Source organism: Pseudomonas sp. LB3P14 (assembly GCF_054898045.1).
Genome location: NZ_CM142714.1, coordinates 3,033,777 through 3,051,209 on the forward strand (window position 1 = coordinate 3,033,777; position 17,433 = coordinate 3,051,209).

The window sequence follows — 17,433 nt, forward strand, 5'->3', positions numbered from 1 at the left end:
TCTGTCACACGCTTTGCGGATCATCGTGCAACGGTCTATTTTTCAAAGGCCCAGCCCTGCTGGCGATCGCGCTAAAACGGTTCACCCTTGTGACGCAGACCTTCGGTCTCACATACCCCTTCCCACCCCTTCCCACCCGAGGAAATGCACCATGAATCACCCCTGTTCCAGTCGTGTGAGCCGTGAACGGCATGGTCATGTCCTGATGATCGGCCTGGATCGGGTGGCCAAACGCAACGCCTTCGATCTCGACCTGCTCAACGAACTGAGCCTGGCCTATGGCGAGTTCGAGGCCGACAGCGAGGCGCGGGTGGCGGTGGTGTTCGGCCATGGTGAGCATTTCACCGCAGGGCTGGATCTGGTCAATGCCAGCGCGGCCCTGGCTGAAGGCTGGCAGGCACCGCCCGGCGGCTGCGATCCGTGGGGTGTATTCGCGGGCCCCAGAGTCAGCAAACCGGTGATTGTCGCCGCGCAAGGCTACTGCCTGACCATCGGTATCGAATTGATGCTGGCCGCTGATATCAACCTGTGCGCCAGCAACACCCGCTTCGCCCAGAAAGAAGTGCAACGCGGGATCTTCCCGTTCGGCGGCGCCACGTTGCGCCTGCATCAGGTCGCTGGCTGGGGCAACGCCATGCGCTGGCTGCTGACCGGCGATGAGTTCGATGCCCATGACGCGTTGCACCTGGGATTGGTCCAGGAAGTCATGGCCAGCGAGGATTTGCTGCCGCGGGCGATTGAGTTGGCGGAGCGGATTGCCCGGCAGGCGCCGCTTGGGGTTCAGGCGACGTTGATGTCGGCGAGGCAGGCACGCTATGAAGGGGAAACAGCCGCGGCGCAGGGATTGCCGCCGCTGGTGAGGAAGTTGCTGGCCAGTGAGGATGCCAAGGAGGGTGTGCGGTCGATGATCGAGAAGCGGCCCGGTGTTTTCAAAGGGCTTTGAGCTTTGTGTCGATGCGGATATTGCTTTCGCGGGCAAGCCTCGCTCCTACAATGGTTACGCGCAACCTGTAGGAGCGAGGCTTGCCCGCGATGAGGCCCTCACAGACACCGACTTAGGTCGCCGGGCGAATCGCCTTGATCAACGACTGCAACGAATACCCCAAACGCGGCGCCAGCCCTTCGGCCCGGGCGCTCAAGCCATCCATGTCCAGTTCCTGATCCAGCTCCGAAGGCACGATCAGAATCACATTGCCCTCCTTCACCGGCAGTTCCCAGTAATGCCGGTGATAGAGCCCGCGCAACAACGCCGCGCCCAACGGTTTGCCATCGTCGGTGGCCCACTGATTGATCACCAGCCAGCCACCCGGATTCAGGCGTTTCTGACAGTTTTCCAGGAAATTCCACGCCAGATGCCCGACACCCGGCCCGACATCGGTATAGAGGTCGACGAAAATCAGATCCGCCGGCTCAGCGGTATCGAGCAACTCCAGCGCATCGCCAACCCGGATATACAGCCGCGGATCGTCATCCAGCCCAAGGTATTCAATGGCCAGGCGCGGCACGTCGGGGCGCAGTTCGATGGCTTCGACGTCTTCCAGCGGCAGGAACTTGAGGCAGGCCTGGGTCAGGGTGCCGGCACCGAGGCCGAGGAACAGCGCGCTTTCCGGCTGCTCGTGGCACAACGCGCCAATCAGCATCGCCCGGGTGTAATCGTATTCGAGCCAGCTCGGATCAGCCGTGAACACGCAGCTCTGCTCGATGGCATCACCGAATTCGAGAAAACGGTAATCGGCCACTTCCAGCACGCGAATCACGCCGAACTCATCCTGCACCTCGGCGAGCAGATGCTCGACGCGCTCCTCAGTCATTTCGTCTCCTGATCGTTACCGGGCCTGCAATGTAAACAGCAGCGCAATAAAACCGCTGCATACAGCGGCAAAGGCGCGATTGTCCGCGAAGCGACGGGAACAGGTCACGCACTAATTGCTGATAACATGACCGTCCGAGCGTAAAACACTAGAGACCGTGATGAGCCAACCCTGGAGCCCTGACAGCTGGCGCGCCCTGCCGATCCAGCAACAACCCCATTACCCCGACGCGGCGCATTTGCTGCACGTCGAGCAAACGCTGGCCAGTTATCCACCGCTGGTGTTTGCCGGTGAAGCCCGGGAGTTGCGCCGTCAGTTTGCCGAAGTGACCCAGGGCCGCGCGTTTCTGCTGCAGGGCGGCGACTGCGCTGAAAGCTTCGCCGAGTTCTCCGCCGCGAAAATCCGCGACACCTTTAAAGTCCTGCTGCAAATGGCGATCGTCATGACCTTCGCCGCCGGTTGCCCGGTGGTCAAGGTCGGGCGCATGGCTGGGCAGTTCGCCAAACCGCGTTCGGCCAACGACGAAACCATCAACGGCGTAACCCTGCCGGCCTACCGTGGCGACATCGTCAACGGCATCGGTTTCGATGAAAAAAGCCGCGTGCCGGACCCGGAGCGCTTGCTCCAGTCCTACCACCAGTCCACCGCGACCCTGAACCTGCTGCGCGCCTTCGCCCAGGGCGGTTTCGCCGATTTGCATCAGGTGCACAAGTGGAACCTGGATTTCATCGCCAACTCGGCGCTGGCCGAGAAGTACAGCCACCTGGCCGATCGCATTGATGAAACCCTGGCGTTCATGCGCGCCTGCGGCATGGACAGCTCGCCGCAACTGCGCGAAACCAGTTTCTTCACCGCCCACGAAGCGCTGCTGCTGAACTACGAAGAAGCCTTCGTGCGTCGCGACAGCCTGACCAACGATTACTACGATTGCTCGGCGCACATGCTGTGGATCGGCGACCGCACCCGTCAGCTCGACGGCGCTCACGTCGAGTTCCTGCGCGGCGTGAACAACCCGATCGGGGTCAAAGTCGGCCCGAGCATGAACCCCGAAGACCTGATTCGCCTGATCGATGTACTCAACCCGGACAACGATCCGGGCCGCTTGAACCTGATTGCGCGGATGGGTGCGAACAAGGTCGGCGATCATTTGCCGGCGTTGATCCGCGCGGTGCAGCGTGAAGGCAAGCAGGTGCTTTGGAGTTCCGACCCGATGCACGGCAATACCATCAAGGCCAGCAGCGGCTACAAGACCCGCGACTTTGCGCAGATCCTTGGCGAAGTGAAGCAGTTCTTCCAGGTTCACGAAGCGGAAGGCACTTATGCCGGCGGCATCCACATCGAGATGACCGGGCAGAACGTCACCGAGTGCATTGGTGGCGCGCGGCCAATTACCGAAGACGGCTTGTCGGACCGGTATCACACCCATTGCGATCCGCGGATGAATGCCGATCAGTCGCTGGAATTGGCGTTTCTTATTGCCGAGACCCTGAAACAGGTTCGGCGTTAAATAGCGTCGTACCCTTCGCGGGCAAGTCGGATCGCCGCACCGCTCGCTCCTACAGGTACGACGCGATCCTGTAGGAGCGAGGCTTGCCCGAAGGCGTCAGCTCAGTCACCGCCAATCTGTGCCAATGCCACCCGCAACCGGCCCGCACTCGCCCGCGGACAACTCAACTGAACCCGCTCAAGCCCCAGCCACTCCGCCATCTGCCGCAGATTAACCGCCAACGCCAGCATTCCCTCGTCATCCAGCCCCGGCTCTTCCTCATGCACAGCGTGCACCGCAAGTCTGCCCAACGCCCGCTCGGCGCGCAGGTCTACCCGCGCGGCAATCCGTTCATTGTGCAAAAACGGCAACACGTAATAGCCATAGATTCGCTTGTCCTGCGGCGTATAAATCTCCAGTCGATAGCGAAAATCGAACAGGCGCTCGGTGCGACTGCGTTCCCAGATCAACGAATCAAACGGTGAAAGCAAGGCGCTGGCCGCAACCTTGCGCGGCACTTTCGGCTCCGGCAAGCAATAAGCCGGTTGCCGCCAGCCCTGGACTTCACAGCTCAGCAATTCACCCGCCTCCACCAGTTCCGCCAAGCGCGGACGGGCATCACCGGGACTCAGGCGGAAGTAATCGCGCAGGTCCTTTTCAGTCGCCACACCCAAGGCATTCGCGGCATGTCGCAACAGACCACGCTGGGCCTCAGCTTCCGAGAGCAACGGTTGCTGGAGTATCGCCGAAGGAATCACCCGCTCCGGCAGATCATAAAGCCGCTCGAACCCACGCCGCCCGGCCACGGTCACTTCACCGGCGGCGAACAACCACTCCAGCGCATGCTTTTCCGCGCTCCAGTCCCACCAGGGCCCTGCCCGTTCCTGGCGGGTCGACAGACTTCCGGCACCCAGCGCGCCCAGCGCCTGAACCGAGGCCAGCACCCGACGAATCGTGCCCTGCTGCTCACGACCGAAACGTGCCAGTTGCTGGTAGATATCTTCGCCACGGGTCGCGCGCAGCATGCGCCAGCGCATCAACGGGTACATCGACAAGGGCAGCAACGAGGCTTCATGGCCCCAATATTCGAATAGCGTGCGCCGCCGGCCCGAACCCCAGGCAGCCTGGTCGAGCAAGTCGGATGAGTAATTGCCGAGGCGGGAAAACAAGGGAAGGTAGTGCGAACGCACCAACGCATTGACCGAATCGATCTGCAGAATGCCCAACCGTTCAATCAGACGATTGAGCTGAACCGGTTTGATCGCCGCCGGCGGCTGGCGCCCGTTGAATCCTTGGGCGGCCAGCGCCAGACGCCGAACCTGTTTGATGGAAAAGGACAATGTTGCGGGCATGAGCATCTCCTTGTCTGCTCGCAACCTACCTCACCGGGAGACGGTTTGTGTAGTAGTGCATTACTCATTTGTGCATCGGGTCATTCCAGAACGGTTTGACCGACTCGAACTCCACATCCGCACGACTCATACCGATGTCCTTCAGTGCTTCGTCGCTCAGACTCGCCAGCAGCTCGCGCTCACGGTGAAGTTCGTACCAGCGACTGAATTTGTGCAGCAGATCGGATACCAGGTGGATCGAGTGTTTTTCTACTGCTGGATATTCATGTTGACCTTTCATCTTGTTGCCCTCCGTTTGGATGGCTCCAGTCTCGCCCCGGGGCTAAGATCAATCCAACGAATGTTTCTGATGTCACATATCTCGGAGATTGATGAATGTCCGCCTTCCCCAGTATCGACACCGACGTGCTGCGCACCTTTGTCGCCATCGCCGACCAGGGCGGTTTTACCCGGGCCGGCGAGTTGGTCAATCGCACCCAGTCGGCCGTGAGCATGCAGATGAAGCGGCTGGAAGAGGATGTGTTGCAGCGTCAACTGTTCCAGCGCGACGGACGGCAGGTGCGCCTGACGGCTGAGGGCCAGGTGCTGCTCGGATATGCGCGGCGCATCCTCAAACTGCACAGCGAGGTGTTCAACACCTTGCGCGAACCGCACATGGTCGGCATGGTCCGCATTGGTACTCCGGACGATTATGTGATGCGTTTTCTGCCGGGGATTCTGCGGCGATTCGCCCAGTCCTATCCGTTGATCCAGATCGAGGTTCATTGCGAATCATCAAAACAATTGCTGATGCGCCAGGATCTGGACTTGACCATCGTCACCCGTGAACCAGGCAACGAGATCGGCCAATTATTGCGCAAGGAGCATTTCGTTTGGGCCGAAGCGCAATGTTTCAGCGCCCATGAGCAAACGCCGCTGCCGCTGGCGATGTTCAACAGCGATTGTTTCTGTCGCTCATGGGCCTGCAATGCGCTGGACGCCATGGGTCGCGATTACCGCGTCGCGTACAACAGCGACAGCCTGTCGGCGATCATGGCGGTGGTCAGCGCCGGCCTGGCCGTCACCGCGCAACTCGAAAGCCTGATCACGCCCGACATGCGCATACTCGGTGAAGCCGAGAATCTGCCGATCCTGCCAGAGGCCAGCATCATGTTGGTGCGCAACCTGCACAATCCCTCGCCGATCACCGAGTGCCTGGCCGAGCACATCGTCGAAGGCTTCAAACTTTAAAGGCGAGCGTCACCGCACACAGCACCAGATAACCGCAGAACAGACCGCGCAATAGCCGCTCTGGCAGCGCATGGGCAATCTTCACGCCCCAACTGATGCTCAGCAGCCCGCCAATCGCCAAGGGCACGCCGATCATCCAGTCCACTTGATGGTGCGCGGCGTACGTAATCAGCGTAACGCCCGTGCTTGGCAGTGCCAGCGCCAGCGACAACCCTTGGGCAACCACCTGACTGGTACCAAATACACTGGTCAGCACCGGTGTCGCCACCACTGCACCGCCCACGCCAAACACGCCCCCCATGGTGCCGGATGCCGCACCGAGCACACCCAGCCATGGCCATGGGTAATTCATCTTCGAAGCAGCCGCGGGGCTGGCGGAGAACATTCGCCCAAGGTTGAGGACCGACAGTGCAATCAGGAACCCGACAAATCCCAGGCGCATGGTTTGTGCATCAATGCCCACCGCCCAGATAGAACCCAGCCAGGCGAAGCTGAACCCCATCGTGGCGAGCGGCAACGCATGGCGCAATTCAATCCGGTTGCGCTGCTGATACCGCCACAACGCCAGCATCACATTAGGTACCACCATCACCAGCGCCGTACCCTGAGCAATCTGCTGATCGAGACCGAACAATACGCCCAGCAGCGGAATGGCGATCAAACCGCCGCCGATGCCAAACAACCCACCCAGGGTGCCTAAGGCAGCGCCAAAGACCAGATACATCGAAAACTCAATCACAGGCGATTTCCCCTCACGTCAGGCCCTTCATCCTACGCAGACGGCTCTGGCGGGGAAACGCACAGCAACGCACAATGGCTGTGCCAACTTCGCATAAGCGCTGACGACACCATGAACCCCAATCAATTGACCGAACAACTGGGTCTGTTCCTCGATGTGCTGGAAACCGGCAGTTTTTCCGCCGCGTCCCGCCGCCACCCGCTGACCCCTTCGGCGGTGGCGCGGCGCATTGACAGCCTGGAAAACGCCGTCGGCAGCCAGTTGTTCATTCGCAGCACCCACGCGGTGCGCGCAACCCCGGCAGGTTTGGCCTTTGCCGAGCGCGCGCGGCGAATCGTGGCGGAACTGCGGCTCGCCCGGGCTGAAGCAGTGTCCCTCAGCAGCGCGCCGGAAGGTTTGATCCGGATTGATGCACCGGCAGCGTTCGGGCGGCGGCATCTGGCGCCGGTGATTGCTGATTTTCTGACGCTTTACCCTGGCCTCGATGTGCAACTACACCTGATCGACAGTTTCGTCGACATGCAGGGTTTGAATCTGGGTAAGGTCGATCTGGTGCTGCGCGCCGGGCAAATGGCCGATACCCGGCTGGTGGCCACGCCGCTGGCGAGCATGGTGCGCATTGCCTGCGCCAGCCCCGAGTATTTGCAACGGCGTGGCGTGCCAACCGATCCGGCGCAGCTGATTGAGCACGACGGGCTCGACTGGGATGGCCTGGCCCCGCCGTTCGCCTGGCGCTTCGAACGGGATGGGCAGATGCACTTGCACCGCCCGGCGCGCATCCGCATGAGTGCCAACAATGCCGAGGCACTGGTCTGCGGCGCGTTGGCCGGGCTGGGTATCGCGCACTTGCCGACTTGGCTGGCGAGCGAGTACCTGTTGCGCGGCGAACTGCTGCCGCTGTTCTGCGAAAACGGCCTGCCACCACCGGAAACCACCGGTATTTACGCGTTACGCCTGGAGCAACAACCCAATTCCCGCAGTCGCTTGTTGCTGGAATACCTGAAAACCCGATTCAGCCCCATTCCACCGTGGGATCTGGCGCTGCAAAACACCCTGGACCGGCACTAGGCTAGAATTGCCTGGTGCATTAAAGATTCGCCCGCTAGATTCATGACGATCACTGATCAAGGCTTCGAAATGACCACCGAGCGCAACACCCCGGATAACTGCGACGACCTGCTGCTGGACAATCAGGCCTGCTTTGCCCTGCACTCCACCTCGTTGCTGATGACCAAGGTCTATAAGCCGCTGTTGCAAGCGCTGGGCCTGACCTATCCGCAATACCTGGCGATGATGGTGTTGTGGGAACAGGACGGTTTGACCGTAGGAGAAATCAGCACCCGCCTGCTGACCGATCCTGGCTCACTGACGCCGCTGCTCAAACGCCTGGAAGTCGAAGGTTTACTCAGCCGCACCCGCAGTCGCGAAGACGAACGGGTGGTGATTGTCGAACTCACCGAACAGGGTCGCGCATTGCGGGACAAGGCTCGCGATATTCCCCAATGCATCCTCGGCGCCAGCGGGATGACGCTGGAGAGATTGCAGAAACTGCAAGCGGAGCTGCAAGTACTGCGTAGTAACCTGCAAGACAGCCTGTAAAGCATCTACCGCGTTATCGTTCTTCGCGGGCAAGCCTCGCTCCTACAGGTTTTGGGTCGTCCGCCGGCAATGTGGACGACCCAAAACCTGTAGGAGCGAGGCTTGCCCGCGAAAGCTACCTCGAAATCGCAAAAATTTTCCTGCCTGTAAATCCCGCAAAAACGCCTCTATCTCGTGCCTCACCGTCCCGATCAATTCTTGTCGCCAAAACTTTTTTCAAAACTTATCTTGCGCGCTAAATATATGCGCGCTACATTTATCTCGCACTTACTTAGCGCGCAAACATTTAGCGCAAAACACCAAAAACCCGAACGAGGCTTACATCATGCAAACTCTCTACACCGCAATCGCAACCTCCACTGGCGGCCGTGACGGTCGTGCGGTTTCCAGCGACAACATCCTCGACGTCAAACTCGCCACCCCAAAAGAACTCGGTGGTGCTGGCGGTGCAGCGACCAACCCTGAGCAACTGTTCGCAGCCGGTTACTCCGCCTGCTTCATCGGCGCGCTGAAATTCGTGGCCAGCCAGACCAAACGCAAAATCCCGGACGACGCCTCGATCACCGCTCATGTCGGCATCGGCCAGATCCCTGGTGGTTTCGGTCTGGACATCGACCTGCATATCAGCCTGCCGGGGCTTGAACACGCCGATGCGCAAAGCCTGGTCGACGCTGCCCACCAGGTCTGCCCGTACTCCAACGCCACCCGTGGCAACGTCGATGTGCGCCTGCACGTTACCGTCTAACCGCTGATTCCCAGGCCCGAACCAGGAAACGAACATGAGCACTTTCAGTAAAGTCTTGACCGGCACCCTTCTCGCCTTGTCCATTAACAGCGCGTTCGCAGGTGATGGTGTTGAACACAACACCCAGGCGTTCCTCGACGTTCTGAATGCCGGCACCGGCAAACCGATGGAACAACTCACCCCTGCCGATGCCCGTGCCGTGCTGGTCGGCGCGCAAGCCGGGGTGAAACTGGCGCTGCCAAAAGCCGATGTCAGCGAGAAGACCATTCAAGTCGACGGCCAACCGCTCAACTTGACCATCGTCCGGCCGGCCGGGGTCAAAGGCCCGCTGCCAGTGTTCATGTTCTTCCACGGCGGTGGCTGGGTGCTGGGGGATTTCCCAACCCACGAACGTCTGGTTCGGGACTTGGTAACGGGATCGGGGGCGGCGGCAGTGTTCGTCAATTACACCCCGTCGCCAGAAGCGCATTACCCGGTAGCGATCAACCAGGCGTACGCCGCGACCCAGTGGGTGGCTGAGCACGGTAAAGAGATCAACGTTGACGGCAAACGTCTGGCCGTGGCCGGTAACAGCGTCGGTGGCAACATGGCGGCTGTGGTTGCGCTGATGGCCAAAGACAAGGGCACGCCGGCGATCAAGTTCCAGGTGCTGCTGTGGCCGGTGACTGACGCCAGTTTCGAGACAGCGTCCTACAACCAGTTTGCCGAGGGGCACTTCCTCACCAAAAACATGATGAAGTGGTTCTGGGACAACTACACCACCGACGCCAAGCAGCGTAACGAGATCTATGCCTCGCCGCTGCGGGCGACCACCGCGCAACTCAAGGGCCTGCCACCTGCCCTGATACAGACCGCCGGCGCCGACGTGTTGCGCGATGAAGGTGAAGCCTACGCCCGCAAACTCGACGAGGCTGGCGTGCCGGTCACGTCGGTTCGCTACAACGGCCTGATTCACGATTATGGTTTGCTGAATGTGGTGAGCCAGGTGCCAGCGGTGCGTTCGGCGATGCTGCAAGCGTCCGAAGAGCTCAAGCAACACCTGAAGAAATAACGCAGTACAAATGTGGGAGCGAGCCTGCTCGCGAATGCGGCTTCAAACTCAACGCATATGTTGACTGATCTACCGCTTTCGCGAGCAGGCTCGCTCCCACAGGGGTCTAGCGTATTTCGGTCATCAGACACAAAAAAGCCCGACTCAATGGTCGGGCTTTTTCATTCCTGAAGCGGTGCTTATTTAGCACGGCCTTTGTAGGAACCACCTTCGCGGGTATCGATCTCGATCTTGTCACCGATTTCGATGAAGTCAGCAACTTGCAGCTCAGTACCGTTGCTCAGCTTGGCAGGCTTCATCACCTTGCCGGAAGTGTCGCCGCGAGCCGAACCTTCGGTGTAGTCAACTACGCGCACGATGGTGGTCGGCAGTTCTACGGAGACCAGACGCTCTTCGAAGAAGATCGCTTCGCAAACATCGGTCATGCCTTCTTCAACGAAAGGCAGAACGGCTTCGATGTCTTCAGCGTTCAGCTCGTACATGGTGTAGTCGGTGGTGTCCATGAACGTGTAGGTGTCGCCGCTGATGAAGGACAGGGTCGCTTCTTTGCGGTCGAGGATTACGTCGTCCAGTTTGTCGTCGGCGCTGTAAACGATCTCGGTCTTGTAACCGGTCAGCAGGTTTTTCAGCTTGGTCTTCATGATCGCGCTGTTACGACCAGACTTGGTGAATTCAGCTTTCTGAACCAGCCAAGGATCGTTTTCGAGACGGATCACGGTACCGGGTTTCAGTTCTTTACCAGTTTTCATTGCGAATATCCGAATTTGGATGGGATTTACAAAAATCTAGGCCGCGTATCATATCCAATTTACATAAAACTGTACCAGCGCTGCGGCAAGATCCGCCTGCAAAGCCTGTTCCAGACACCACGCTTCGGCGTGTTTTTGCAGTTCTGGCCAGTGTTTTCGGGTCGATTGCCAGTGCCCGGTCATATTGTCACCCGCATTCCACGCCCGCCAAAGACCGCTGATCGCCTCGCCGGCAGGCTCCGACAGGCCGTTGGTGTACAGAGCGAGGAAGGCGTCGAGCTTGTCCAGATGGATGTCTTCGTCCTGCTGATAGATGTGCCAGAGCAGCGGCCGGCCCGCCCATTGAGCGCGGACAAAGGAATCTTCACCGCGCACGGCGTTGAAATCGCAGCACCACAGCAACAGGTCATATTGGTCCTGTCGGACGAACGGCAGCACTTGCACGGTCAAGGCATCGCGCACATGCACCGCGCCGGCCACCAGACCGTCCACACCGAGCCAACGCTCGACATCCCCAAGAATCCGACCTTCGGGTACCAGCAGATGAGTGGGCGTCGAGTCGGCAGCCATTGCATCGAGCCAACTGGCCAGCCCTTTATTTTCGTAGGCAAACAGCGAGACCAACTGCGCACCTTGCGCGCGATCAATCCCTAAACCCTGAAGGAATTCTCGCTGGGACTCGAGGTTTTGTTGAAATTGCTGACGACGCTCAAGCAATCCGCTTTCACGCAACAAGCCGCCCGTGCCCTTCTGGAATCCTGGGAAGAAGAAGAATTTTTGTACGCTTTTGTACTTCACCGACGGCAAACCGTGGCAACCGACGATCCAGTCCTCGGCACTCAGATAGTCGAGATTCATCCATAGCGGCGGTTTTTCCCGCTCGGCCATGGCGTCCATGTAAGCACCCGGCAATTGGCAGGCGAACGCGGCGATCACCACATCCGCAGCTTCAGAGGGCTGCCAGTCGGCCGTCCACTGACGCACTTCGACGCCCTGTTGCCACTGCTGTGAGGCGTTGATGTCGATTTCCGGGCACAAGCGTTCGAAGGCCCGCAGATCATCGACCCACAAGCGCACCGTCACCGAATGTTCGGCCACCAGTTGTCGGGCCAGACGCCAGGTCACGCCGATGTCGCCAAAGTTGTCGACCACCGTGCAGAAAATATCCCAGCGGGCTTTCATTTCAGGCATTCCAGGCTCCCGTTGGCAAAGGCGCCGATTGTCCTCATAAATTACCCCGTGCAGAAGAGCCGACGGCGATTAATCTTCATGCGACAATCGCCACTCGCCCGCGACCACCCGCCAGGAGGCAGCCATGCCCTACCGTCCAAACCCGCGCCGCCCGTTGCCGATCCAGCTCAGCACCTTGCAACTGACCGGCAGCATTGCCCTGGGTTTGTGGCTGGGGTTTATCGCGATCGCGCTGACGTGCTGGCTCGCCTCTCGACTGTTGTTCAGCGAGCAGCTGACGCCCGTGGCTGAGGCAGTGCAGCAACTGGCCAAACCACCGGTGGTGGTGCAACCGGTACCGGATATTCCTCCGCAGAGCCCGTTGTTCGAACAATACGAAGAGAACCTGCGCAAAAACGAGCAGCAGCAAAGGCTGGATCAGGCGCGCAGCACCAGCCGTAATCTGGCCAATCCGAAATGCCAGTTCTGGCTGCAACAGGACCGCACGGCACCGAGCGAAAAAAGCCGCGCCAACGTCCAGCAATTCTGCGATTAATCATGAAGCTCTCTATGCACAAGCCGACCGTCCACCAACTGATACTCGACAAGCTGCGGATCGATCTCGACATCGCCGAGCGTGCCGCGCAAACCGCTTACGAAACCGCGACCCACGAAGAAAACATCGCCGAGAACAAGTACGACACCCTGGGCCTGGAGGCGTCATACCTCGCGGCCGGGCAGGCGAAGCGGGTCGAGGAGATCCGTCATTCACTGACGCTTTGCCAGAACCTGACGTTGCGCCCGTATGACGATCAGCGCGGTATCGAAGTCGGCGCTCTGCTGGGCCTGGAAGACGAAAAAGGTCGTGAACAATGGCTGTTCCTGGCCCCCGATGCGGCGGGTTTGAAGGTCGATCTGGTGGGGCAATTGATCACCGTCATTACCCCCCGCTCGCCACTGGGCAAAAGCCTGCTGGGCAAGTTCGAAGGGGACGAGGTGGAGATTCTGGTGGCGGGCGCTCGGCAACAGTTTGCTGTTACCGAGGTGGTGTAAAGGAGATTAATGGACCGGCAGTTCGACGCCGTCGAACAGCTCTTCCAATTCCTGCTTGTTGTGGCACTGGATGGCCTTGGCCATGACTTCGCGGGTCAGGTGCGGGGCGAACTTCTCGATGAAGTCGCACATGAAGCCACGCAGGAAGGTGCCGCGACGGAAACCGATTTTCGTAATGCTGGATTCGAACAAATCGCTGGCATCAAGCATGACCAGGTCGCTATCGAGTTTGGCATCGACCGCCATTTTCGCCACGATGCCCACGCCCAGGCCCAGGCGAACGTAAGTCTTGATCACGTCGGCGTCGGCGGCGGTAAACACCACTTTCGGCGTCAGGCCGCGATGGCTGAACGCTTCGTCGAGTTTGGAACGGCCGGTGAAACCGAACACATAAGTCACGATCGGGTATTCGGCCAGGGCTTCGAGGGTCAACTTCGACAGCTTGGTCAGCGGGTGGCCCTGAGGCACGACCACGCAGCGGTTCCAGCGATAGCACGGCATCATCACCAGATCACCGAACAGCTCCAGCGCTTCGGTGGCGATGGCGAAATCCACGGTACCGTCAGCGGCCATTTCGGCGATCTGCATCGGTGAACCCTGGTGCATGTGCAGGGCAACGTCCGGGTATTGCTTGATGAAATTGCTGATCACCGGTGGTAATGCATAACGCGCCTGGGTGTGCGTGGTAGCGATCGACAGGGTGCCTTTCTTCTCGTTGGAGAATTCCTGGGCAATCTGCTTGATGCTTTCAACCTTGCGCAGGATCTCGCCGGCGGTGGTGATAATGCGCTCGCCGGCCGGGGTGACGCGGGTCAGGTGCTTGCCGCTGCGAGCGAAAACCTCGACCCCCAATTCGTCTTCCAGCAGGCGGATCTGCTTGCTGATGCCCGGTTGCGACGTGTAAAGGCTTTGGGCCGTAGCGGAAACGTTGAGGTCGTGGTGCGCCACTTCCCAGATGTAGCGCAATTGTTGAAGCTTCATATGAATCCCTCAAAGCAGGTAGACGCCACGGGCATCAGCGACGGTATATAACTATATTAATGGTTTGAAGAATAAATCTAGAACTTTTTTATCAAACTGCCACTATTCGTGTTCTGGTGTCCTGCCTCGTGAATACGCGAGGCAGGACACTAACGATCCCCTTGGCGACGACGTTCCACCAGCGGCACCAGATAGACTGGCACCCGAGACAATTGCAACACCCGCGCTGCGGTCCGGCCCAAAGGCGTTTCCGCGCCAGCACCATGGCTATGACTACCTACGATCAACAAATCCACGGAGAGTTTCTGCGCCTGGTCGAGAATCACCTGCGAGGGGTCGCCCTGAAGCACCCGCACCGCTTGAATTCGTTCCAGGTCCTGCTCCCCTTCGCCCCCCAGTTCTTCACGAAAGCTGTCGAGTACGCGCTGCTCGATATTGGCAATCACCGTATTCAGGCCCTGGCTGTGAAACTCGTTCAACGCCTGCTCATCGAGGTAACTCTGAAGCACCGATTCGGCGAACAACCCCATCGGTTCAACAGCGTGCACCACGTAGAGGTCGGCATTGAATGTTCGAGCCAGCGCCAAGGCATGCTGCATCACCAAAGGTGCGTACAGGCCGAGGTCAGTGGCATACAGCATCGAACGAATCATATGACCTCCTCGAGTGCCAACATGGCCGAGATTGATTCAGCTTAGCAGTGCCTTGGCGAGTACGACGGCCCGCGTAACGCGTTGAACGGCGGGCTTAAACCTTTTGCTCGTTGCTTATGCCATGCGGCACGTGGCCGGTGGCGACCACTTCACGGGCCAACTCGCAATGACCGGCCTGATCGTCGAAAAACACATCGGCGGCAAAGGCTTCGAGAAACGCCGACTTGGTCAGGCCGCCGAGAAACAGCGACTCGTCCAGACGAATGTCCCATTCGCGCAAAGTACGAATGACTCGTTCATGGGCCGGCGCCGATCGCGCAGTCACCAGGGCCGTGCGGATCGGACAGGCGTCATCGGGAAACTCACGTTGCAACAGATTGAGGGCCGCGAGGAAGCCTTTGAACGGCCCACCGCGCAACGGCTCGCGGGCGGCTTCGCGCTCGCTGGCCTGAAATGCTTCCAGACCACCGGACTGATAGACGCGCTCCGATTCGTCGGAAAACAACACCGCGTCACCATCGAAGGCAATGCGCAATTCATCACTGGCCGCACGGCTGGCACCACCCGACAGAATGGTCGCCGCGGCGAACCCGGCATCCAGTGCACTGCGCACGTCTTCGGCATGGGTCGAGAGAAACAGGTCGCAGCCAAACGCTTTGAGGTACGGATAAGGACTGCGCCCGCCGACAAACGCCGCACGGGAAATCGCCAGGCCATAGTGGTGTATCGAATTGAACACCCGCAGACCGGTGTCGGCACTGTTGCGCGACACCAGGATCACCTCGACCCGGGCGCGGCCGAGGCTGGTGTTCAAGTTGAGGAGTTTTTGCACCAACGGGAATGCATCACCGGGCTCGAGGATTTCATCTTCGTGTTCGATCTGATATTGCCGATAGGCCTCGACGCCGCTCGACAGATAAACCTTGTGGCTTTCGCTCAGGTCGAACAGCGCGCGCGAAGAAATCGCCAGCACCAGTTTGTCATCGATCGTTTTTGCCATGCCCATCTCCCCAAGGTTGATCGACTCAAGTGTTACGTCGATCGATAAAACTCAAACTGCGATACAAGGCTTCGATTCGCGGCAACTCACACCCTGCGGCCTTGGCGGCTGCCAGTGGCCGGGCGTAAATCGCAGCCAGTTCCAGCGGTCGCTTGTGCAGAAAATCGTGGTACATGCTCGGCCAGTAGTCGGGCATTTTCTCGGTCACCATGAACAGATGGTCGGCATATCCGGCCGGTACGTCGTGACCGCAGGCGATTGCTCCCTGAACCACTTCAGCCATCAGAGCCTTGATCAGCTCCCGACTGTCGGCATCGGCCATCAATGGCGTGGTGCTCGCCCCAAGCAGCACCGACAGACCGTTGTAAGGGATATTCCAGACCAGTTTTTGCCAACGCGCCTCATGCAGGTTCGCCATGGCTTGGGAATCGATGCCGGCGGTCCGAAACAGTCCGGCGCCCTCTTCGACAATCGCCATGCGCGCCTGCTCATCGGCTGCGGGGCCGCTGTGATAGCCAACATTCACCGCGCCGAGCGCCTGATGGATGATGACGCCTGGTCCGTCGCGATGAACGCAGATGTAGCAGAGCCCACCGAGCACATGCAGCGATTCGGGAAGCAACGCCCGCAAGCTGTCTTCGACGTCCAGGCCGTTTTGCAACAGCAGCACCTTGGCATTCGGTGCCGCTGCCTGAACGATGGCCGGCGCCACGTCCGCGTTGCTGGTGGTTTTTGCGCCGACCAGCAACCAGTCACAGGGCGGCATGTCTTCGGCCGCCGAATAGGCCTGAACCGGATTCAACGTCAGCGCGCCGTGCACCGCACTGTCAAGTTGCAATCCGCGTTCGGCAACTGCCGAAAACTCACTGCGCAATAGAAAATGCACATCGAAACCGGCATGCGCCAGCATTAACCCGTAGAACCCGCCGATCGCGCCGGTGCCGATAATACCGACTGTCGGTTTGGTCACTGCCCCCATCATGGCAACTCCTCTGCAATTCGACTCAATGCCTGACCCACGGCTTCATTGAGCTCGGTGCTGGTCAGGCGCGATTTTAGTGCCCCGAAGAATTCACCGTCGCGCACCACAAACAGCGCCGGCAAGTAAAAGACCTGATAACGCTCGACGACCCCGCCATTGTTCCCCGCATCAATCCAGCACAGTCGATCAACGTTCAGATCGAGTCGTGGCAACTGTTCACGGGCAAAACGGCAACTGGCGCAGCCGACACTGGTGAAAATAACCAGCGACACACCGCTCATCGCCAGCAGCCGTTGGTCGGCGTCGAAATCAGTCAGTTCCAATTCGACCACTATACTGGGGGAAACAATGTCAGATGGCCGACACATGGAGTCCGTGTTCATGGGACGTTTTATTCCTCACCCTGACGATGTGCCCGTCGAATTAACGTTGCTCAAACCTGAGTGTATTTCGCGGCAACAGCTGCACACTATCAGCCTCGGGGGCATGGCTTTCAATTATCACCGGGCATGGCGCCACGGTACGGCGCTGGAAGTGCGCATGCCGACCTTAAACCCCGACATGCGTTTTCTGGGCTATGTGGCCTGGTGCCTGCGACGCAAGCGCGGCTATCTGGTAGGCATCGCTTTTGTTGATGAGCAGATGATGTTCAGTGCCCGGATGGGCGAGCAGGTGTGCCAGATCGAACGTTACTGTCGCCTGCATGACGCGCACGACGACCTGCAGGAAACTCAAGCCCTCGCCCTCGAATGGGTCCAGGAGCACGCCGACGAGTTCTCTCACGACACGGTTCGCAAGGCATTTGCACAGGCTGTGCTGGATTAAACCAGTG

21 protein-coding genes are annotated in these 17,433 nt (G+C 59.4%); 10 read left to right on the forward strand and 11 right to left on the reverse strand.

Annotation, left to right across the window (positions count from 1 at the left end):
• Positions 1-151 precede the first annotated feature (151 nt).
• The gene (locus tag ACYZT5_RS14090; protein ID WP_462051633.1) at positions 152-943 is read left to right on the forward strand and encodes a crotonase/enoyl-CoA hydratase family protein; all 792 of its coding nucleotides are present in this window, start codon (positions 152-154) and stop codon (positions 941-943) included.
• Between the two features lie 112 nt (positions 944-1,055).
• On the opposite strand, the gene ACYZT5_RS14095 is transcribed toward ACYZT5_RS14090, so the two are convergent.
• On the reverse strand, positions 1,056-1,811 hold the full coding sequence (locus tag ACYZT5_RS14095) for a spermidine synthase (RefSeq protein WP_462051634.1): 756 nt from the start codon (positions 1,809-1,811) through the stop codon (positions 1,056-1,058).
• Between the two features lie 160 nt (positions 1,812-1,971).
• Here ACYZT5_RS14095 and ACYZT5_RS14100 point away from each other — a divergent pair, with 160 nt between their 5' ends.
• A complete protein-coding gene (locus tag ACYZT5_RS14100; protein ID WP_462051635.1) occupies positions 1,972-3,318 on the forward strand; it encodes a class II 3-deoxy-7-phosphoheptulonate synthase in 1,347 nt (448 codons plus the stop codon).
• Positions 3,319-3,419: 101 nt separating this feature from the next.
• Here ACYZT5_RS14100 and ACYZT5_RS14105 read toward each other — a convergent pair whose 3' ends face one another.
• Both ACYZT5_RS14105 and ACYZT5_RS14110 read right to left on the reverse strand, forming a co-directional pair.
• The gene (locus tag ACYZT5_RS14105; RefSeq protein ID WP_462051636.1) at positions 3,420-4,649 is read right to left on the reverse strand and encodes a winged helix-turn-helix domain-containing protein; all 1,230 of its coding nucleotides are present in this window, start codon (positions 4,647-4,649) and stop codon (positions 3,420-3,422) included.
• A gap of 64 nt (positions 4,650-4,713) precedes the next feature.
• Positions 4,714-4,929 (reverse strand): DUF1127 domain-containing protein, encoded by a 216-nt coding sequence (locus tag ACYZT5_RS14110; protein WP_033057173.1) that lies wholly within the window; start codon positions 4,927-4,929, stop codon positions 4,714-4,716.
• 95 nt (positions 4,930-5,024) lie between these two features.
• On the opposite strand from ACYZT5_RS14110, the gene ACYZT5_RS14115 reads away from it, so the two are divergent.
• Positions 5,025-5,879 (forward strand): LysR substrate-binding domain-containing protein, encoded by an 855-nt coding sequence (locus tag ACYZT5_RS14115; RefSeq protein WP_462051637.1) that lies wholly within the window; start codon positions 5,025-5,027, stop codon positions 5,877-5,879.
• Here the strand turns inward: ACYZT5_RS14115 and ACYZT5_RS14120 are convergent.
• Entirely contained in the window at positions 5,869-6,603 is a 735-nt protein-coding gene (locus tag ACYZT5_RS14120; RefSeq protein ID WP_462051638.1) for a sulfite exporter TauE/SafE family protein, read from the reverse strand. The two genes, ACYZT5_RS14115 and ACYZT5_RS14120, sit on opposite strands and share 11 nt — an antisense overlap.
• 126 nt (positions 6,604-6,729) lie before the next feature.
• Between ACYZT5_RS14120 and ACYZT5_RS14125 the strand changes: the two genes are divergently transcribed.
• The 4 genes from ACYZT5_RS14125 (at position 6,730) to ACYZT5_RS14140 (ending at position 10,013) form a co-directional block, all read left to right on the forward strand.
• A complete protein-coding gene (locus tag ACYZT5_RS14125) occupies positions 6,730-7,686 on the forward strand; it encodes a LysR family transcriptional regulator (protein WP_462051639.1) in 957 nt (318 codons plus the stop codon).
• A gap of 69 nt (positions 7,687-7,755) precedes the next feature.
• On the forward strand, positions 7,756-8,217 hold the full coding sequence (locus ACYZT5_RS14130; RefSeq protein WP_462052251.1) for a MarR family winged helix-turn-helix transcriptional regulator: 462 nt from the start codon (positions 7,756-7,758) through the stop codon (positions 8,215-8,217).
• A 325-nt stretch (positions 8,218-8,542) separates the two neighbouring features.
• Entirely contained in the window at positions 8,543-8,962 is a 420-nt protein-coding gene (locus ACYZT5_RS14135) for an organic hydroperoxide resistance protein (RefSeq protein WP_462051640.1), read from the forward strand.
• Positions 8,963-8,996: 34 nt separating this feature from the next.
• On the forward strand, positions 8,997-10,013 hold the full coding sequence (locus ACYZT5_RS14140; RefSeq protein ID WP_462051641.1) for an alpha/beta hydrolase: 1,017 nt from the start codon (positions 8,997-8,999) through the stop codon (positions 10,011-10,013).
• Between the two features lie 179 nt (positions 10,014-10,192).
• Here ACYZT5_RS14140 and ACYZT5_RS14145 read toward each other — a convergent pair whose 3' ends face one another.
• The gene (locus ACYZT5_RS14145; protein WP_028619992.1) at positions 10,193-10,762 is read right to left on the reverse strand and encodes an elongation factor P; all 570 of its coding nucleotides are present in this window, start codon (positions 10,760-10,762) and stop codon (positions 10,193-10,195) included.
• Positions 10,763-10,810: 48 nt separating this feature from the next.
• Positions 10,811-11,953: an elongation factor P maturation arginine rhamnosyltransferase EarP gene (gene earP, locus ACYZT5_RS14150; protein ID WP_462051642.1), complete on the reverse strand. Its 1,143-nt coding sequence runs from the start codon at positions 11,951-11,953 to the stop codon at positions 10,811-10,813.
• Between the two features lie 124 nt (positions 11,954-12,077).
• Here earP and ACYZT5_RS14155 point away from each other — a divergent pair, with 124 nt between their 5' ends.
• Positions 12,078-12,488: a hypothetical protein gene (locus tag ACYZT5_RS14155; protein ID WP_462051643.1), complete on the forward strand. Its 411-nt coding sequence runs from the start codon at positions 12,078-12,080 to the stop codon at positions 12,486-12,488.
• 14 nt (positions 12,489-12,502) lie between these two features.
• The gene (locus ACYZT5_RS14160; protein ID WP_462051644.1) at positions 12,503-12,985 is read left to right on the forward strand and encodes a GreA/GreB family elongation factor; all 483 of its coding nucleotides are present in this window, start codon (positions 12,503-12,505) and stop codon (positions 12,983-12,985) included.
• Positions 12,986-12,991: 6 nt separating this feature from the next.
• Here ACYZT5_RS14160 and cysB read toward each other — a convergent pair whose 3' ends face one another.
• From cysB to ACYZT5_RS14185, 5 genes are all read right to left on the reverse strand, one after another.
• Positions 12,992-13,966 carry an HTH-type transcriptional regulator CysB gene (gene cysB / locus ACYZT5_RS14165; protein WP_008148549.1) on the reverse strand — a complete coding sequence of 325 codons (975 nt, stop codon included), beginning with the start codon at positions 13,964-13,966 and terminating at the stop codon, positions 12,992-12,994.
• Positions 13,967-14,115: 149 nt separating this feature from the next.
• On the reverse strand, positions 14,116-14,619 hold the full coding sequence (locus ACYZT5_RS14170) for a universal stress protein (protein ID WP_462051645.1): 504 nt from the start codon (positions 14,617-14,619) through the stop codon (positions 14,116-14,118).
• A 94-nt stretch (positions 14,620-14,713) separates the two neighbouring features.
• Entirely contained in the window at positions 14,714-15,619 is a 906-nt protein-coding gene (locus ACYZT5_RS14175) for a 5'-nucleotidase (RefSeq protein WP_449645426.1), read from the reverse strand.
• A gap of 25 nt (positions 15,620-15,644) precedes the next feature.
• Positions 15,645-16,601, reverse strand: a complete 957-nt coding sequence (locus ACYZT5_RS14180; RefSeq protein WP_462051646.1) for a putative 2-dehydropantoate 2-reductase — start codon at positions 16,599-16,601, stop codon at positions 15,645-15,647.
• Complete coding sequence (locus ACYZT5_RS14185; protein WP_462051647.1) at positions 16,598-16,984, reverse strand: thioredoxin family protein; 387 nt, start codon at positions 16,982-16,984, stop codon at positions 16,598-16,600. The genes ACYZT5_RS14180 and ACYZT5_RS14185 overlap by 4 nt, the downstream gene beginning before the upstream one ends.
• On the opposite strand from ACYZT5_RS14185, the gene ACYZT5_RS14190 reads away from it, so the two are divergent.
• Positions 16,983-17,426, forward strand: coding sequence for a PilZ domain-containing protein (locus ACYZT5_RS14190; RefSeq protein WP_462051648.1), 444 nt, complete (start codon positions 16,983-16,985; stop codon positions 17,424-17,426). The genes ACYZT5_RS14185 and ACYZT5_RS14190 overlap by 2 nt on opposite strands.
• The last annotated feature ends 7 nt before the right edge of the window (positions 17,427-17,433 follow it).

Coding starts and splice junctions, on each gene's coding strand:
- ACYZT5_RS14090 (WP_462051633.1), top strand. CDS start 152: ATGAATCACCCCTGTTCCAGTCGTGTGAGCCGTGAACGGCATGGTCAT.
- ACYZT5_RS14095 (WP_462051634.1), bottom strand. CDS start 1,811: ATGACTGAGGAGCGCGTCGAGCATCTGCTCGCCGAGGTGCAGGATGAG.
- ACYZT5_RS14100 (WP_462051635.1), top strand. CDS start 1,972: ATGAGCCAACCCTGGAGCCCTGACAGCTGGCGCGCCCTGCCGATCCAG.
- ACYZT5_RS14105 (WP_462051636.1), bottom strand. CDS start 4,649: ATGCCCGCAACATTGTCCTTTTCCATCAAACAGGTTCGGCGTCTGGCG.
- ACYZT5_RS14110 (WP_033057173.1), bottom strand. CDS start 4,929: ATGAAAGGTCAACATGAATATCCAGCAGTAGAAAAACACTCGATCCAC.
- ACYZT5_RS14115 (WP_462051637.1), top strand. CDS start 5,025: ATGTCCGCCTTCCCCAGTATCGACACCGACGTGCTGCGCACCTTTGTC.
- ACYZT5_RS14120 (WP_462051638.1), bottom strand. CDS start 6,603: ATGTATCTGGTCTTTGGCGCTGCCTTAGGCACCCTGGGTGGGTTGTTT.
- ACYZT5_RS14125 (WP_462051639.1), top strand. CDS start 6,730: ATGAACCCCAATCAATTGACCGAACAACTGGGTCTGTTCCTCGATGTG.
- ACYZT5_RS14130 (WP_462052251.1), top strand. CDS start 7,756: ATGACCACCGAGCGCAACACCCCGGATAACTGCGACGACCTGCTGCTG.
- ACYZT5_RS14135 (WP_462051640.1), top strand. CDS start 8,543: ATGCAAACTCTCTACACCGCAATCGCAACCTCCACTGGCGGCCGTGAC.
- ACYZT5_RS14140 (WP_462051641.1), top strand. CDS start 8,997: ATGAGCACTTTCAGTAAAGTCTTGACCGGCACCCTTCTCGCCTTGTCC.
- ACYZT5_RS14145 (WP_028619992.1), bottom strand. CDS start 10,762: ATGAAAACTGGTAAAGAACTGAAACCCGGTACCGTGATCCGTCTCGAA.
- earP (WP_462051642.1), bottom strand. CDS start 11,953: ATGCCTGAAATGAAAGCCCGCTGGGATATTTTCTGCACGGTGGTCGAC.
- ACYZT5_RS14155 (WP_462051643.1), top strand. CDS start 12,078: ATGCCCTACCGTCCAAACCCGCGCCGCCCGTTGCCGATCCAGCTCAGC.
- ACYZT5_RS14160 (WP_462051644.1), top strand. CDS start 12,503: ATGCACAAGCCGACCGTCCACCAACTGATACTCGACAAGCTGCGGATC.
- cysB (WP_008148549.1), bottom strand. CDS start 13,966: ATGAAGCTTCAACAATTGCGCTACATCTGGGAAGTGGCGCACCACGAC.
- ACYZT5_RS14170 (WP_462051645.1), bottom strand. CDS start 14,619: ATGATTCGTTCGATGCTGTATGCCACTGACCTCGGCCTGTACGCACCT.
- ACYZT5_RS14175 (WP_449645426.1), bottom strand. CDS start 15,619: ATGGCAAAAACGATCGATGACAAACTGGTGCTGGCGATTTCTTCGCGC.
- ACYZT5_RS14180 (WP_462051646.1), bottom strand. CDS start 16,601: ATGATGGGGGCAGTGACCAAACCGACAGTCGGTATTATCGGCACCGGC.
- ACYZT5_RS14190 (WP_462051648.1), top strand. CDS start 16,983: ATGGGACGTTTTATTCCTCACCCTGACGATGTGCCCGTCGAATTAACG.
- ACYZT5_RS14185 (WP_462051647.1), bottom strand. CDS start 16,984: ATGAACACGGACTCCATGTGTCGGCCATCTGACATTGTTTCCCCCAGT.